Origin of the sequence: Viridibacillus soli (genome assembly GCF_016612995.1) — a bacterium.
GTDB classification, from domain to species: Bacteria; Bacillota; Bacilli; order Bacillales_A; family Planococcaceae; genus Viridibacillus; species Viridibacillus soli.
Genome location: NZ_JAEOAH010000062.1, coordinates 1 through 17723 on the forward strand (window position 1 = coordinate 1; position 17723 = coordinate 17723).

The 17723-nt window shown below is 35.2% G+C and carries 15 protein-coding genes and 2 pseudogenes; 9 read left to right on the forward strand and 8 right to left on the reverse strand.

Annotated elements, in window-relative coordinates:
* Positions 1-237: 237 nt before the first annotated feature.
* Positions 238-1008 (reverse strand): 3-oxoacyl-ACP reductase FabG, encoded by a 771-nt coding sequence (gene fabG / locus JFL43_RS21350; protein WP_200750607.1) that lies wholly within the window; start codon positions 1006-1008, stop codon positions 238-240.
* A 721-nt stretch (positions 1009-1729) separates the two neighbouring features.
* On the opposite strand from fabG, the gene JFL43_RS21355 reads away from it, so the two are divergent.
* The 6 genes from JFL43_RS21355 (at position 1730) to JFL43_RS21380 (ending at position 9833) form a co-directional block, all read left to right on the forward strand.
* Positions 1730-2362, forward strand: coding sequence for a response regulator transcription factor (locus JFL43_RS21355; protein WP_325166723.1), 633 nt, complete (start codon positions 1730-1732; stop codon positions 2360-2362).
* Positions 2359-3702 (forward strand): sensor histidine kinase, encoded by a 1344-nt coding sequence (locus JFL43_RS21360; protein WP_200750608.1) that lies wholly within the window; start codon positions 2359-2361, stop codon positions 3700-3702. Before JFL43_RS21355 ends, JFL43_RS21360 begins: the two co-directional genes overlap by 4 nt.
* Before the next feature lie 117 nt (positions 3703-3819).
* Entirely contained in the window at positions 3820-4734 is a 915-nt protein-coding gene (locus JFL43_RS21365; RefSeq protein WP_200750609.1) for an ABC transporter ATP-binding protein, read from the forward strand.
* A gap of 11 nt (positions 4735-4745) precedes the next feature.
* Positions 4746-5444 carry an ABC transporter permease gene (locus JFL43_RS21370; RefSeq protein ID WP_267907835.1) on the forward strand — a complete coding sequence of 233 codons (699 nt, stop codon included), beginning with the start codon at positions 4746-4748 and terminating at the stop codon, positions 5442-5444.
* Positions 5445-6176 carry an ABC transporter permease gene (locus JFL43_RS21375; RefSeq protein WP_200750611.1) on the forward strand — a complete coding sequence of 244 codons (732 nt, stop codon included), beginning with the start codon at positions 5445-5447 and terminating at the stop codon, positions 6174-6176.
* Between the two features lie 630 nt (positions 6177-6806).
* The gene (locus tag JFL43_RS21380) at positions 6807-9833 is read left to right on the forward strand and encodes an efflux RND transporter permease subunit (RefSeq protein ID WP_200750612.1); all 3027 of its coding nucleotides are present in this window, start codon (positions 6807-6809) and stop codon (positions 9831-9833) included.
* A gap of 180 nt (positions 9834-10013) precedes the next feature.
* Here JFL43_RS21380 and JFL43_RS21385 read toward each other — a convergent pair whose 3' ends face one another.
* The 4 genes and pseudogenes from JFL43_RS21385 to JFL43_RS21400 form a co-directional block, all read right to left on the reverse strand.
* Entirely contained in the window at positions 10014-10481 is a 468-nt protein-coding gene (locus JFL43_RS21385) for an NUDIX domain-containing protein (protein ID WP_200750619.1), read from the reverse strand.
* 381 nt (positions 10482-10862) lie between these two features.
* The gene (locus tag JFL43_RS21390) at positions 10863-11393 is read right to left on the reverse strand and encodes a GNAT family N-acetyltransferase (protein ID WP_200750613.1); all 531 of its coding nucleotides are present in this window, start codon (positions 11391-11393) and stop codon (positions 10863-10865) included.
* 184 nt (positions 11394-11577) lie between these two features.
* Positions 11578-12513, reverse strand: a complete 936-nt coding sequence (locus JFL43_RS21395) for an IS30 family transposase (protein WP_200750614.1) — start codon at positions 12511-12513, stop codon at positions 11578-11580.
* Positions 12514-12604: 91 nt separating this feature from the next.
* Positions 12605-13287, reverse strand: a pseudogene (locus tag JFL43_RS21400) (alcohol dehydrogenase catalytic domain-containing protein); the annotation flags it as partial.
* Positions 13288-13592: 305 nt separating this feature from the next.
* Here JFL43_RS21400 and JFL43_RS21405 point away from each other — a divergent pair.
* From JFL43_RS21405 to JFL43_RS21415, 3 genes and pseudogenes are all read left to right on the forward strand, one after another.
* Complete coding sequence (locus JFL43_RS21405; protein WP_200750615.1) at positions 13593-14102, forward strand: DUF3231 family protein; 510 nt, start codon at positions 13593-13595, stop codon at positions 14100-14102.
* A gap of 195 nt (positions 14103-14297) precedes the next feature.
* Positions 14298-14485: pseudogene (locus tag JFL43_RS21410) on the forward strand (hypothetical protein).
* Between the two features lie 10 nt (positions 14486-14495).
* A complete protein-coding gene (locus tag JFL43_RS21415) occupies positions 14496-14753 on the forward strand; it encodes a spore coat protein (RefSeq protein ID WP_200750616.1) in 258 nt (85 codons plus the stop codon).
* Between the two features lie 293 nt (positions 14754-15046).
* Here JFL43_RS21415 and JFL43_RS21420 read toward each other — a convergent pair whose 3' ends face one another.
* From JFL43_RS21420 to JFL43_RS21430, 3 genes are all read right to left on the reverse strand, one after another.
* Positions 15047-15301, reverse strand: a complete 255-nt coding sequence (locus JFL43_RS21420; protein ID WP_200750617.1) for a GlsB/YeaQ/YmgE family stress response membrane protein — start codon at positions 15299-15301, stop codon at positions 15047-15049.
* Positions 15302-15706: 405 nt separating this feature from the next.
* Complete coding sequence (locus JFL43_RS23140; RefSeq protein WP_267907834.1) at positions 15707-15838, reverse strand: hypothetical protein; 132 nt, start codon at positions 15836-15838, stop codon at positions 15707-15709.
* Positions 15839-16283: 445 nt separating this feature from the next.
* Positions 16284-17477, reverse strand: a complete 1194-nt coding sequence (locus JFL43_RS21430; protein ID WP_200750618.1) for a hypothetical protein — start codon at positions 17475-17477, stop codon at positions 16284-16286.
* Between the last annotated feature and the right edge of the window lie 246 nt (positions 17478-17723).

Below are 17723 nucleotides of genomic sequence, written 5' to 3' on the forward strand. Positions count from 1 at the left end.
AATTAAATAATAACAATCATAATTTGGTAAATCCTGTCCATTTATGCTTTGTTTGGACAGGGTTTTATGTAATGGTTAAACGTCAATTACTTCACTTCATTAAAGGTACCTTACATTGATTACAACGAAAAAAACCTGTGTTAATTATTTACACAGGTTTCAGCTTAGTTAACTGTCATTTCAAATTGTTCAATTTTTAAGAGAGCCTTACCTTGAACCCCGCTAGATTTTGAAGTGCTAAAATGCATCTGAATCTTCCGGTAATGTTTGACCACCATCAATTACGATCGTTTGACCTGTAATATAGCCAGCTTCCTTACTACTCAAAAACAGTGCTGCGTATGCGATATCTTCTACTTTTCCTAAACGACCAAATGGAATAGTTTGTGCCATTTTTTTAAGATATTCGTCACCTAGTCCTTCTAAACTTTCCGTTTCGATATTGCCAGGCATAACTGCGTTAATGGTAATATTATAAGGTGCTAGCTCTAATGCCGCTGAGCGCATAAAACCTAGTTGAGCTGCTTTACTTGCTGCATAATGTGTCCATCCTGCATAGCCCGTAATTGGTCCTGTAATAGATGAGGTAATCACAATACGGGCATTTTGTGATTGCTTTAAGTATGGTAAACATGCTTTTACAGCAAACATTGTACCACGGGTATTAATATTAAGTACTTGATCCCAATTGTCTGTCGTCATATCTTCTAATTTTACTGAAGGGAAGATTCCTGCATTCGAGCAAAGAATATCGATTGCACCAAATTGCTCAGCAACTTCGCTTGCCATTTTTTCAACAGATTCGTATTTTTCTACATCCACTGAAATAGCTGAAGAAGTATAACCTTTATCCTTTAGTTCCTCTGCTGTTTTATTTGCTGCATCTAATGATCTGCCAGCAACAACAACATGTGCACCTTGCATTGCAAAGACACTAGCAATCCCCTTACCAATCCCTTTACTACCACCTGTTACAACGACAATCTTGCCTTTTAAATCCACTTGCATATAAACCCCTCCTGCAATTTTCTTTTAAAGTATTTATACATTAAGAAGTTGGTTTTCTAGATATCCCTTGCATTAAAGTCACGACAAAACCAACTGGATGCGGAATAATATTGGAAGAAATATAGAATTTTCCATTCAATACCTACCACCTGCGAACAATGTAAATCTCGGCTATTTTTAGTCTTTAACATCCTATTTCAAGCGAAATGGTATACCTAACGTTTCATCAATCCCAATAGATTTTTTCATTCGTCACTTTCATAAATTATTTAGGTAATCATTATATAAAATCGGCTAAATTCGTTAATTTTTAAGTTATTTCCATTTTCTTGAGTACAACTTTCTATTTTCAATCCAGCAATTTATATCATTGATTTTGGGGCTTTAGTAATTTGCACTAAGGGACTCCATTTCAAATCAATTCTTGCTTTGTAAAAAGTGAATAGGCTACACTATATTTGACAGGAAGAATGAGGGATACTAGATTAAATTTAACAACTTAATAGAGAGTGCTAATATCCTAAAGGTTAAAACAATTATAGTAAACGATGAAAGTGACTAGCGAAATGAGTATATGTAAAAGCAAATGCATAATTTGGTGTGTAATAAAATTATGTTTAGAAGAAAAAAGAGTTTCTTTATGGTGATTTTGGGGCTTACTCAAATAATGAAGGTGGGACTATTTGTGAAGAGTATATTATATATCGAAGATGATTTATAGATTGGCAACATTGTCAAAGAAGATTTGGAACACCGCGGTTATATGGTGCGTTGGATTACTTCGGGAGAAAGTGCAATAGAGGCACTTAGCGATACAGACTTGGTCATATTAGACGTGATGCTTCCAGGGCTTGATGGTTTTACAGTGGGACAGCGACTGAAAAACTGTCATCCCGATATTCCGATTTTGATGTTGTCAGCTAGGACAGCAGTCGAAGATAAGCTACAAGGCCTACAGTTTGCAGATGATTATGTAACGAAGCCATTTCATCCTGACGAACTTTCAGCGAGAATTGAAGTGTTATTTAGAAGGAACCAACAGGCTTTTCCTGAGGAAATTCAACTTAGCCATTTAAAGGTTATCATGACAGAAAACCGGATTTTAAAGAACGATGGTGAGGAAATCATATTGACGTCCAAACAACATCAGATCTTTATGTACTTGCTACAACATCCGAATCAGATATTAACAAAAGAACAGTTATTTGAGGCTGTATGGGGCGAACCTTATTTGGAAGGCGATAAAACATTGATGGTCCATATCCGCTACTTAAGGGAAAAGATTGAACAACTTCCGAGTACGCCGAAAATCATCGAAACAATTCGTGGAATCGGTTACCGGGTAAAGCAATGAAGAAGCTGCGTAATTCTTTATTAGCTCAGTATTTGTTGATCATTCTTGTCGCGACAATGATACTCCCTATTTCCATCCCTCTTTTATCATTTTTTTTATACAAAAGTGTTGAACAAGCCGATTCTACGGGGCGGTATTATAACGGAACGGATTTAGAAGAGATGTGGCATGAAACGGCCAAAGGATTAACGGGTGCTTCCGAAGCTCAAATCCATCAAAAGCTATTGGAAATGAAAAACGTTTATCAAGAGGCATCCATGTATAGGGTAGATGGAACGGGACTAACTAGAGGAAAGATTCCAGAATCATTAGCCATTCCTGATACATGGACAGCGTCTGATGCGGTTGATTTTATGAAAAAAAATCAAGGCCATACAATCGATCCATTTACAGTTGTCGCTTTTATTGGGAATGAAAAACAAAATGGATTTATAGTGTTACAAATTCCTCGCTCAGATATGATTAAACCAAGTGATAAATTAAGAGCACAAAACAATTATATTTTTCCGATTGCCCTTCTATCAATCTTCGCCTTTTTTATTTTAATATCTACCCTCTTTTTTTACCGGATACGAAAAAGGCTCATTTCTTTACAAGACATAATGGCAACACCGGAAGAAAACGGTATTCCTTTAACCATCAAGGTTTATAAGCAAGATGAAATTGGACGACTTGAACAGTCATTCAACCAGATGGTTCAAGAACTAGAAACTGGGAGACAGCGTGAAAAAAAGGAAGAAGAACTAAGAAAAGAGCTTATCGCCAGCATGTCTCATGATTTACGAACCCCGTTAACAACGGTACGTGGGCACGCCTTCCGCTTGAAGACAGAACCACTCAGTACTAAGGGACAGGAGTCTGTGGACTTCATCGATGAAAAAGTAAATTATATGGGAGAACTGATCGAAAATTTGCTTTCCTATACCCTGTTAACGACCGGAAAGTATCCATTCAATCCTAAGAAAGTGGATATTGTTAGACTTATTCGAACTTCATTTGCGGCATGGTATCCTGTATTTGAGGACCTACAGTTTAATATCAAGGTGGATATTTCCGAGAAGCGATTGATGTGGGAAGTCGATCCTCAGTGGATTCACCGCGTACTGGATAACCTCTTTCAAAATGTTTATCGGCACGCGAAAAGCGGTCGTTTTGTGTCAGTACGAGTCGAAAATGAAGCGGTTGTGATTGAAGATCATGGTCCTGGTATGAGGGGAAAGTCGACCCAAAGTGGTGTGGGCATTGGTCTCTCTATCGTCTCCCTCATGATAAAGGAAATGCAGCTTGACTGGACTATTGAATCGGGTGCACACGGTACAACGATAAGAATACAAAAATAATTAAGATGAGATAGGCAATATCATGCCTATCTCTTTTTTATTTTTAAACAAAATTTAAACTTTATCACCTCGTCGTTTTAACCTTCGGACGATAGGATAGAAAGTGAGGTGAGGAAAATGAGTAATGTGATTATTGAAACGAATAAGTTAACGAAAACATTTGGTAAAAAAAATGTCGTTGATAATGTGGATTTAAAAGTGAGGCAGGGAGAAATCTATGGCTTTCTAGGGCCAAATGGAGCTGGAAAAACAACAACGATACGAATGCTTTTGGGACTTGCTCGACCAACGAAAGGGTCGATTCATATTTTCGGTAAGGATATACAGCAAGAAAAGTACTCCATTTTAAAAAAGGTTGGTTCTCTTGTTGAGTATCCTTCTTATTATGGACATTTAAATGCTTATGAAAATTTAGAAGCGGTACGTATTTTATTGGATGCTCCTAAATCCAAAATTGATGAGGTTCTTTCAATTGTCCGGCTTACGAAAGAAGCAAAACGACCTGTAAGAGGATTTTCTTTAGGGATGAAACAACGACTTGGAATTGCAACTGCCTTACTTGGCAATCCAGAGTTACTCATTTTAGATGAGCCAACGAACGGTCTGGATCCATCTGGAATTATTGAAATTCGTGAGCTTATTAAAAGCATGCCAAAGGAGCATGGAATAACAATTATTATCTCAAGCCACTTACTTTCGGAGATTGACCAGATGGCGACACAGGTAGGAATTATCTCGCAAGGTCAAATGATTTTTCAAGATTCACTCTCGAAACTAAGAGAACGATCTAAGAGCAAGATAAAGTTAACGGTCAATCGGGCGGAATCGGCTTGGAAAACGTTGTTGTCTCATGGGTATACGACAGAACTTATGCAAAAAAATCTCTTTATTAATAATGATTCTGATGATCAAATTGCTAAAATTATAAAATTACTCGTTCAAAACGACTTTTCCATTTATCGAGCAGAAGAAGAAAAAAAGTCATTGGAAGAAATTTTTCTAGATTTGATTGGTCTGGAGGGTGGTTTGTGATTACGCGGATAATGGCCTCTGAATTTCTAAAGATTAGGAGGAAAATGATTCTATTTCTTATATTTTTAGGTCCTTTCGGGGTCATTGGTTTACAAGCCTTCAATTTCGGACTGCGCTATGACTGGCTCACCAAAGTTCACAAGGACGATTTATGGGGTGGGCTAATTGGTGCGGTTTCCATGTTGTCCATTCCTACACTCCTCATGGGTGTAACAATAATTACTTCGATGATCGCAAATATTGAGCACCAAACAAATGCTTGGAAGCAACTTTTAGCACTACCTATTTCTAAAAAAAAGGTATTTACAGGAAAAATACTGTTAACGGTTCTATTACTTTTTGTATCATGTTTGCTACTGGCAGTAGGTACGATTGTCCTTGGTCTTCTATTAAAGTTCGGAATTAATATTCCTTTACTTTATTTAATCAAAATGTGTTTCTTTCCTTTTCTAGCTTCCATGCCTCTTGTAGCTTTGCAAATTTGGCTTGCAATTACAATGAAAAATCAGGCGGTTCCATTAACAATTGGAATTGTTGGGGCCATTTTATCATTGTATTCAACAAATTTCCCTGACTGGGTTCCATGGAAATGGCCGTTATTAATAAATGATTGGGGAAAACCCATTTATTCGGTATTGGTTGGTCTCGTAACAGGACTCCTTCTTTTTTTCATAAGTGTTATAGATTTTAATAGAAAGGATGTGAAATAAATGGGGAAATTATTTCATTCCGAATTTCTGAAATTGCGTAAATCATCGATTTGGTTGCTCATCTTTGTAAGTCCGATTTTATCGTTGTTACTTGGTTTGAGCGAATTAAATAAATTTCCTGATCTAGAACGAGAACAATGGATCTCAGCACTTGGTATTATGACAATTAGTCATGCTGTTCTATTTCTACCGTTATTAACGGGTGTTTTTTCAGGCTTTATTTGTCGATACGAACATGTCGGAGGAGGCTGGAAGCAACTATTGTCATTACCCGTTTCTAGATGTAATGTGTATTTCATGAAAATCATAATCGTGAGTCTTCTCATTGCATTGACGCAACTTTTATTTATTACTGGACTTTTCATAGTTGGATATGTGAATGGATATCCGACTGACATTCCTTGGAGCGTTATCACGACAAGTGTTTTGGGAGGATGGATCGCATGCTTGCCATTAATTTCCTTACAAATGTTTGTATCCGTGGCGTGGTCAAGCTTTGCAGCGCCCTTTGCAGTTAATGTGATTTTCACAATACCAAATATACTAATTATCAACTCAGAGAAATTCAGCCCTTTTTATCCATGGTTACAACCATTCCTATTGATGACGCCGAATTCAGTCGAAAGTTTTGGCGCCTTTAGTGGTTCAGCTGCACAATTCGTCGTGGTTTTCGGAAGCCTCATGCTATTTTTGGGTAGTGGGTTTTGGTATTTTAGTAGAAAAGAAATATGATTATCCTATGAAATACGTGGATTTCCCCATGCGTTTGTTGCAGTGCCAATCTAATAAGCAAAGCGCGATTTTTTAGCTGTAGCAATGTGATAGTATTTTTCATGAGAGATTCCTCGTTTCTTAAATGTTTGGGTTGTTACTTACAATTCAAACGAGAAATCTCTCATTTTATTGGGAGAAGTTGGCTAATGAACTCCTTAGAATAAAGAGCTTACTACCTTTTAAAGCAGCTTCAAAGTACCACCCTCCCCTCTGGTCTATTATCCTTAAAATGCAGACTTACAATTACATGCAGGAGGAAAAAGGCTAAACAAATTGGATTTTTCATCATCTAAAGTACCGATTACAGATTCAATAATTCGTAAATAGAAAGTACATATTTAACTATTACAGTAATGAAAATGAAAATTTAAGAATTAACAAATTTAGCCGATTTTATAAAATGATTAATGAAAGGATTAAAAATCAGTCTTAAGACGTAGAACCACCACCTCCTCTGGTCTATTATTCTTAAAACTCCAAAGACTTACAATTATCTGCAGGAGGAAAAATACAAAAAAAGAAAGAACTCCTTATTTTGAGTTTGAGATAAGTGAAAAATGCAAGAGCATGAGAAAGGAGATTTTTAATTTGTCTTTGTTTACTAAATGGTCCTTCAAGAATAAAGCGGCCATTATTTTAGTTACAACCCTTGTCTTACTACTAGGGCTTGTTAGCTATTTCAAATTACCAATGGAGTTTTTGCCGCCAGCTGATCAACCACAAGTAACGATTGTCGCAATGGGGCAAGGCGTCGATTCTCATTCGATGGAAGAACAGGTCACAACGCCAATCGAAACGGCAGTGGGATCTGTCAAAGGAAAGAAAGATTTTTTCTCCACAACAGGAGATGGATTTTCAAAAGTTGATATAATTTTTGAATCAAAAACGAATATGAAAGATGCCAAACAGGAAGTGCAAGAAGCTCTTGCGACGGTAACATTACCTGAGAATGTTCAAAAACCTTCGATCATTCAATTTAATACATCCATGATTCCAATCGCAGATGTTTCCGTGACCTTTAAGGATGGATTAACACAAAGCAACAGCGAATTTGCGAAGAAAAAAATCATTCCGATGTATAAAGATATAAAAGGTGTCGCAGACGTGCAAACGTTTGGTACAGAGAGTTCATTTGTTTCGATAAAACTAGATAATAAGCTTTTAACAGAAAAACAATTATCGCTTGAGAACATTATGACAGCGCTTCAAGATCAAAACCTTTCTGCTTCAGTCGGTGAAAAAACGATTGACGAAAAAGCAAGTAACATCAAAATTGTTGGAAAATTGAATTCGGTGCAAGACATTGAACAACTATCCATTGCTCCAGATGTTAAACTGACGGATGTAGCAAAAGTAAGCATTAAAAAGCCCAATACTACGCTTACTCGAGTAAACGGTAAGGATGCCTTGATTCTTATAATGACGAAAGAAAGCAATGCTAACGCAGTAAGTACTGGGAAAGAAATTGCTGAAGTAACAAAGAAAATGAATAAACAATATAGTAACGTCCAAAGCGATGTTATTATGTCGACAGCAGATTTAATCGAAGGTTCCGTTAATACAATGATGAAGGAAGTATTATTGGGTGCACTATTCGCAACCATTGTAATTGTTCTATTTTTAAGAAACCTTCGTTCAACATTTATTACGATTGTCTCAATCCCGCTTTCTCTAGCTTTCACACTGTTTCTACTATGGATGTCAGGAGTCTCATTAAACATTTTGACACTGGGTGGAGTAGCGGTAGCAGTTGGCAGACTTGTTGATGATAGTATCGTCGTTATTGAGAATATTTTCCGAAAAATGCAAAAGGAGAAATTCTCAGTTAGTCTTATTGTAGAAGCAACAAAAGAAGTAGGAACAGCGATATTAGCTTCTACATTAACAACTGTCGCCGTTTTCTTACCAATCGGATTAGTTAGTGGTGGTTTACAAGACTTTTTAATGCCATTTGCCTTAACGATCACGTATTCTTTACTTGCATCGTTAATTGTGGCAGTTACAGTTGTACCGCTGATGAGTTCAGCCTTGTTAAAAAATAGTAAGCTGGCTGTACATAAGCCCGCAGTACGTTTTTCTCGCTTATTAACATGGACATTAAACCATAAATGGGTTGTATATCTGCTTTCTCTATTATTATTTGCAGGTTCAATTGGGACTTATTTTGCTATGCCTAAAGGAGAGGTTGATAAATCGACAGCTGATTTCATTCAAGCAACTTTAGAGTATCCAAATGATACACCTCTTGAAAAAGTAAAAGAAAATACACTACGCCTTGAAGATTTCATCCATTCACAAGATGAAGTGGAATATGAATATACACAGCTTGGTAATACAGAAGATGCCGCGAGATTTGGAGATGTTAATTCTCCAACGCTTGCGAATATCATGATTATGCTAAAGGATAGTAAAGATACTGAACAAATGCTTGAAAGACTTGAAAAGCAAAAGAAAGAGTATGTAGGTGCTGTACTCACTGTAAATACAGCTTCCTTTATGTCAGGGTCATCTACAGCTATTACAATTGATGTTATGGGTGACGATTTAACGCAGATTGAAGAAACGGCAACAATTGTAAAGGAAAAGATCGAGAAGATTAAAGGTATTGAAAAGGTAACAACAAATCAGGATGCAAAAAAAATGGTTTATTCTTTTAAAGTGAATGCTGCAGAAGGTAGTGCAAAGCAAATTTCTCAGCAATTAGGTGTCTTTCTAAATCGAACGCCTATAGGAATGGCAACCATTGGTTCACAGCCAACTACAATCATGTTAGAGCCTCTCTTGAACCCAAAAACAACAGATGAATTAAACAAGATGTTAGTTGCTACACCTAAAGGAATGGAGCCTTTATCCAAAGTAGCGACACTAAAACAGGAAGAGAAGCCAACGAATGTATTCCATAAAGATGGCAATTCGTATGTAAGTATTACGGCTAGTGTTGATCCTGAGCAACTATCTAAGGTTAATGAAGAGATTACTAAAACGATCTTTGGTAAGAAAGATGTAAAAGGCATGAAGATTCCAGACGGGGTAAACGTGTATATTGGCGGTGCAAGTGCTCAACAAGCAGACGATTTCTCTGATCTATTTATCACTATGCTTGTGTCAATTGGAATCGTGTTCTTAATTATGGTTGTGACCTTTAAGACATTCCGTGCACCAATTGCTATATTATGTTCACTTCCATTAGCAGCAATTGGCGCGATTCTTGGTTTATTAATTAGTGGAATTACTGTTGATATTACGGCATTACTTGGTGCCTTAATGTTAATTGGAATTGTAGTAACGAATGCTATTGTTTTGTTAGACCGCGTCAAACAAAATGAACAAACAATGATCATTCGTGATGCGCTCGTAGAAGCAGCAGCTACAAGAATGCGTCCAATCTTAATGACAGCTATGGCCACAGTCTGTGCGATGATCCCATTATTATTTAAAAAGGCAGAGTCTACTAGCTTAGTATCAAGTAGTCTTGCAGTCGTCGTAATTGGCGGATTAACAATGGCCACATTGTTGACACTTGTAGTTATTCCAGTCATATACGAATCTCTTCACTTCCGAAAAGCAAAAAATCAGCGAAGAGAACAAGCAAGAGAAATGAATGAATCCATTTAAAATAACTAACAAGCCCTTCAATCTGTTGATTGAAGGGCTTGTCTTGTGATAAATCAGGTTCCGAAAAATTAATATTACTTTAAGATAAGGCATAAAAATATAGTTGGCTCTACGAACGTGTAGAACCAACTATATTCCGCTTACGGAATTTAAATATCCGGATTTTCAACAAAAATCACATTAATTATTATCACCTAAATATACAGATCTACTTATTCCATTAGAATAATCGATAATGTATTTTCTAATTGATTTAGGATAAACTCGATAATCCTTTAAATTTTCTACATCTATCCATTCGATTCCGACTTGATGTGAATCTGGATTAGAAGGATTTTTTTGTTCTTTCGTATCATTTACTAATTCACAAATAAAATAAAATTCTATTTGATGAACTTTTCCATGTATTTCAGCGTATTCATGATTTTTCCCTATGTATTCACGAATGTGTAATAGTTGCTTCACGACTACTTTTTCGTCTACTTCCTCCAAACATTCTCTTACAACGGCTTCTCTAAGGGTTTCTCCATGTTCTTGTCCACCACCAGGGAAAATGTAAAAGAAACCGTCCATATAATGATGTTTAGTTAATAAAACTTTTGAATCTTTAAATATAATTGCTTTTGCCGAATTTCTAATTTGCAATATAACCCCTTCCCCTTGTGAAATTTTGCAGCCCAATGGTTTAACTTTACCTACTATATTTTAGATTATTTAATATGATATTTCGAGAAGCGAATGTTTAAAACAACGCCAAAACTTCAAAAGCTTTTTATTTATTTTGCTTCGTATACTCAATCACTTTAAAGCATTATTAAAATCATTACACGACACATGCCCTGTTCTTCAAAAAGTCAATGAAAAGAAAGCAAAAGACGGGTTTCGTTTTGTACATTGTTATTCCAAACAAGTTGTACGTTCTAGTTAGTTCAAAGTGAAAATGAGATTGAAAAGAGTTGAACGCCAACGCAATCGTAATAAAGAGTGTGGAAAAAGACCTATATTTCATTGAAATATAGGCCGGGGTAATTAGTCAGTTTTCAGTCGTGAATACATGTTGAGATCGATAAATATTCCTTTCGATCTTTCGTTTTGTCTTAAAGTTCCTTCGAATGTAAATTTTAGCTTCTCTAGAACTTTTATTGAGTTCAAGTTTTCAGGTTCGACCTTTGCCTCAACCCTATTGAAATTTAATCCATTAAATGCGTAATCCATTAGAGCAGAAATGGCTTCCGGAGCATACCCCTTACCCCAGAAAACTTTTGCTATGTCATAGCCGATTTCAGCTTTTGCGTTCTCATAATCTAATGAATTGTACCCACACGAACCAATAATTTCATTTGATTCCAATTCGATTATGGAATAACGAATCGCTAATTTGTCTTGAGAAAGCTTATCTAGAAATCGGATCATATCATGTGTCTGATCTTCATTCTTGAAGTTATTGATATTCATAAATTTAGTTACTTCGGGATCAGACCATATTTTAAATAAGCTTGGTGCATCTGTTATTTGGATCTTTCGTAAATGCAATCTTTTTGTGAATAAATCGTTAATCAATACCCTTACCTCCATTTTATAATATCATGTGAGTTAGAAATATTGATATCTGCGCATAGTTCAGTCCCTTCATATTTCAAGGATAATTTCATTATACAATAGGTCTTTAAAATAAAGAACAAATATACATTTATAACATTATTTTAATGATCGTTGGATAACTGTGTATAATAATGTTACTTTGTCAAATTAAGTGCAACACTTGCTCCATGAACGCTTCGTGTGCAGATTTCCAACCCAAGCATTTTCTTGGGCGATTATTGATTAAATATAACGCTTCTTTTAATTCATCCATGCTTACCTCAGCTAGGTCTGTTCGCTTAGGGGAGAATTCACGTAGTAAACCATTTGCATTTTCATTACTACCACGCTGCCAAGAAGAGTATGGATCAGCTAAATAAACTTGGATATTCAAGTCTTTTTCCAAGTTTGTATAACAACTAAATTCTTTGCCTCGATCAGTCATCGCTGTCTGAAAGCTGTCTTTTGGTAGAGCATGGTATAGTGTTTTTGTTGCTTCTTCCATCGACTGAGCAGAGCGGTCTGGCATAGGAATGGCTACATACCAACGGGTCATCCGTTCAATAAATGTTGCAAAACACCCTTTACTCTTACCACGGCTAGAAACTACGGTATCGAGTTCCCAGTGACCAAATTTTTCACGCTTACGGACTTCTTTTTGGCGCTTTGAAATCGGGGTCCCGACATTAAATCGACCACGGGTTTCCCTTGGTTTTTGACGTTTACCTTTTTGTCGTAACGTCGTGGGAGGAACTACAAGTAACCCTTCATAAATCCAGCGATAAATGGTTTTAAAGCTGAGTTGCCCTTGAAATAATCGTCCGACAATCTGTTCAGGTGACCAAGTAGCCCGCAGCTTTTCTTGAACAGCGTCTTTTAACTCAGGGGTACATTTTGACTTGGCACCACAGTTCGACTTATTAACTTTATAGCGCTTTTGTGCAACTTCTACCGAGCAATTAAAATGACGTTTTAATTCACGAGACACAGTGGACGGACTTCGCTTAATTTGTTTGGCAATCGCTCGAATCGAGAAACCTAGAGCAAGCAATGTTTCTATTTTCGCACGTTCAGATATGGTAAGAAGTTGGTAGCTCATAACGATACCTTCGTATGATGTTTAGTGTGGTAACTTACATTTTACACGGAATCGTTATGGGCGTTTTCTATTTTTTCTAGGTGTTGCACTTAATATTACAATTCGTCATTTTTTTTGCATATTCCATTCGATATTTTACATTATCTACTGCTATAACTCGTTTAGCACCCTTCATCCAAGCAAACTTCTGCGTCATAACCCCACTGGCCCACAACCAAGAACAACAACTGTATCTCCTTTTTTTACACCGGCATTTTCTATACTCCAATACGCAGTTGGTAATACATCTGATAAAAAAAGCAAAGATTCATCTGCTAATTCGCATGATTCTGGGATAACAAACGGCATGAAATTTCCAAATGGAACATGAAGGTATTCTGCTTGTCCACCAGGGTAACTTCCATAACGATCTGTATATCCGAAATATCCGCCTGTATCTACTTCCGAATTGGAATTAGAATTATCACATTGACTTTCCATTTCGTGATTACAGTAATAACACTCACCGCATGAAACATTAAAGGGTAAAATAACTCTGTCCCCTTTCTTTACTTTTGTAACTCCAGTACCTACTTCTTCAACTATGCCCATTGGTTCATGGCCAATTACGAATCCTTTTTCAGTAGGAAGAGAACCTTTATATATGTGTAAATCAGAACCGCATATAGCAGTTGAAGAAATTTTTGCAATAATATCGTCTTGCTTTTGAATAGAAGGATCCTTGACTTCTTTCACTTGCATATCTTTAATACCCTGAAAAGTTACTGCTTTCAAAAAAAACCTCCAATATATTGTTTATACCTCACATAATCTAACTTATTATTTACTAATAAAATGAATTGTATCCGACTAAATAATCGGAAAAGCAAATAGTGGAGGAAATAAATTAATTATGCATCAGCATTCAACTTGGTCCTACGGGTGGAGCAGTTGAAAGCAGAAACCTTAGAAGAGGCAGTTTTTCGAAACAAAAGAAGAAAAGGGTTTAGTATGTAGGACATTATTTGAATAAATTTCTGATTTACAACACAACCTTAGTGCTGTTAGAAAAATTCTAAAACGAGATAGGGAGTGCAATTATGGGAATACTAAGCGGAAACCCACAAAAAGAACCTTTACATTATGGTGAAGTGTTCACTATATGGACGAATCTTGCTGCAAATAAGGGATTAATTGCTGGGTATCAAACATTTTTTAATCACACTGGTGACAAAGATTTAGCGAAGATCATTGAAGAATGTATTCAAATGATGAAAGAGGCAAATAAGCAATTAGAAAAGCTATTAAAAGTAAATGGCATCGCTCTTCCACCTGCGCCTCCTGAACGTCCAAATGCAAGAATAGAAGCCATCCCTGCTGGAGCAAAATTTAATGACCCAGAAATTAGCGCTGCACTTTCAATCGATACCGCTGCAGGTTTGGTTGCATGCAGTCAAGCTATGGGAACATGTACTAGAGAAGATGTAGCTTTGATGTATGGACAATTCCATTTGGCCAAAGCTCAAATTGGCGCAAAACTATTACGACTTAATAAAGAAAAAGGTTGGCTTGTTCTTCCTCCATTACATCTAGACTATCCAGAAAGCTAATCTTAATTAATTTTGGGGCACTCTAATTTAGATTGCCCTTTTTACTTTAATGAATTCTCCCCACTAATACCATTCAAAAATAATAATTTTTCACTTCTAATTTTTTATTGTTAGTAGCTATTTTGGACATGCAGCTCCAACTACTTATGTATTTATTACTAATTGGGCATTTTAAAAATGAAAGAAGGTTTATCTATGAATCATAATTTAACTGAACTTGAAGTGGAGCACTTACGAAGCTTGATAGGTGCACCTGGAACTATAACAAAAAAATTAGAATTTTATGCACAAAATTGTGCAGATTCGGGTTGAAAACGATTTTTGAAAGAGATGCACAAGCAGCTAAACAATCTAAACAAGAATTAATGTCTTTTCTAAATTAGGAGGAATTCTATGTTTCAAGATAAAGAAATGGTTAATGACTACCTTGCAGGATTAAACGCAAGCTTAACAGGATATGCCAATAAGATAGCTCAAACAAATAGTTTAGAACTAAGACAAACTTTGATACAAATGAGAAATCAGGATGAGTCCCGTCAAAGAACTGTATATAGCTATGCTCTCCAAAAGGGGTACTATAAACCTGCAGCTCCTGCTTCCCAAGAGGTAATTACTCAGTTGAAAACACAATTAATGTCTGAACAAAAATAAAATTTTAGTAAATATTTTAAGTGAAAAGCCGATCATCATCTTTTAGAGTCAGCTTTTACTTAATTCAATAATTTTTATATAGAGGTATCTAAAAATTACTGAATTAAGTAAAAATTTTGGGTTTCCATTTGATACATACAACAGGTCAAGTACAATGACTTGTTATCGGTACCGCAAACGCTTATTAGGAGATTACCTAGCTGCTATAAGTAATGGAATATTGCTTTTTAGTTTTATACCAAACCTTACAATGTGTTCAAAAAATAAACCTGAGCAAATCGCCCAGGTCTTAATCAATCCTTATGCATCAATTTCAAAATGAAACTCACTATAAAAATTAATATAATAGAACCGATTAATGCCGGGAAAATATAGAAATCACTTATTGTGGGTCCCCATTCACCTAATAATTTCACACCTATCCATGCTCCAATAATACCCGCTATAATATTACCAATAATTCCTCCTGGGATGTCCCTACCTATAATTAAGCTCGCTACCCATCCAAGAAGACCGCCTATAATAAGAAACCAAAGTAGACTAAACATATTTAACCCTCCTTTTAAGCTTGATATTATAATTCCCAATTAGCTGAAAATAAAACATTTATTTAATAATGTATATCAAAATCATATATTTCAATCTTTTTGCTACATATAATGTTCCATGCTAATTCTAACTTCTCTTTCATATTTCCAACTCCATTAGTTATGGTTCTTTCGGATATGCTCATTTACAATACTCCTTAAATATTAAATGTTTTGTCATTTAAATTATATTTGATTAAGATTTAAACAATTCTTGCTTGTTCCATTGGTCGAAATACTTTTGGTAACCCATTTCTTCAGTATTCATAATGTATTGTGTATCTCCCATCTGAAAAGTATGAGATCCGGACAAGGCTTCATAGGTTGAATTCCCTTTTACATCCTCGAAAAGCGTTTCGAATGTATTCACATCCACTGACTGTATTGTCCCGTTATCGTTGGTTCAAGAAGAATGAAATCAACCTCTCCCTGATCTGTATGCACCTTAAACATCAAACCTGCTTCATTTAATGACATATATAATTGATTCATACTCAACCTCTACTCTCCCAAAAAAATTCATACCTTATTGAACTAAACTGCTCCTTTAGTTGAATAAGAAAAGTGAAGCTTATTCAACAATCACGCCCGATTACTTAATAAGCACTTTATATTCTCCCCTTGGATATGCATTTCCATATTAAAAGACTTCAAAAAAGATACTACAAAAAAAGGGTAACGCCCGAAAAATACGGACTTACAACGTTTAGAAATATACACAATTTTATGCACACGAAACGGTACGCCATAAACGTGTAAATATTGATGTACCAAGTGTTTGCGCTTCTTGCATAAAAAGTTGCATAAATAATGTTCATAGGAAAAGCCGAGAAGCGTTGATTTAACAACACTCGCAGCTTTTTGGTGTATGTCCAAATTTTCATTTGGGAACGTTATTTTGTTTGTTCATGCATAGAATATACAAAAACAAATTCCATTAAGATTAGACAACTATATGAATTGAATTAGGTTCTTTTGAAATAACACTACCTTCAAATTCCCCAACATTTTCAATTATAAGTCGATTATCAATATGTATAGGTGGTTGATTTAAAAATAGTTCTATTAACTGAACATCTCTGAAATTATTTTCAAACGTGGTACAAACAGGTTGTTTAATAAAATATTCTTTATTCATTACTTTCATGCTTAAAAAATTAAGATGTAATGCTTGTGTATTTAATTGGGTAATATTCATTGGGTCGAAGCCTACTAATTTTATGGTACCTGAAACAGTTAGTTTTATGCCCTCGGATTTATTAAAGTTTTTGAATGCTATTAATTTAGTTGTTTTAGCATTGTTGATTATTTGAGAAACTTCTTCTGAATTCTTAGGAACATTTACTTCAATAGGCGTGTAGTTAGGGTAGGTATTTTTGAAAAAGTGATACAAGTTTATCTTTGATATTATAAATTCTACTTTCCAGTCCTTTGAAATGTCATCTAATAATAGACAAATAAACAAACCCGAATTATAGCAACTACTTCGAATATTTATGTGCGATAAGTTATTATCTAATAATTGTTCTGCATATTTACTAATCACACCTTTTTTATTGGAACTAATATCGGTTAAAGCTTGATATTCAACATAAAATGCAGGTCCTTCAATCGTTTCAACTGAATTTTCATATTCTACATAATTAGGAAATAGTTCTATTCTTTTATCTCTGAGTGTGATAAATTCATTTATTTTTTGCTGTTTTTCTATTAGATTTGTTGATACAAAAGCTTCGAAAAGTCTTTTTCTTTCTAAAATACGTAATTGAATATTTAGAAAATCAATTGGATAGTTGAATCCTAATATTTCATTTGGATAACGGCTTTCTCCAGATAAGTGTTGAAACACATGAAACGATTCATGTACAAGTAAAGAGTAGATAACCTCAAACGAATCAAAAAATGTAGTATCTACAATAGCTGTTGGTACTTCTTCAAATAGTATACAAGTACAAGCATGAAATTCTTCCGTTTTAACTAATTTGATATAAGGCTCTTCTTTGCATTTAGGATGATTAAATAAAAAGATATCTTTATCGTCAAAAACCGCAAAGGCAACTGGTTTAAATCCATCCCAATAATTTTTTAACCGTTCAAATTGTAAATTTTTTAAAATTCTATCTAAAATGTTTTGCATAAAATTCTCCTTTCAGTAATTAATATTCGATAAAAACTTACACACTCCTCTGAATAGCTATCCAAATTATTTAAAAACCTATTTAAAATCTTATGTAAAGTTCCCAAAGCACCGTTTGGTAACAATTCTTTCCTTAACGTTGTAAATCCGCATAAATCTGACGAGGCCCCAAAAAAGACAGATTATTTTAGATCTCCTTATTCCACTAAACCAGCTAATAGGATGTCAATATTTTTCTCTAAAATT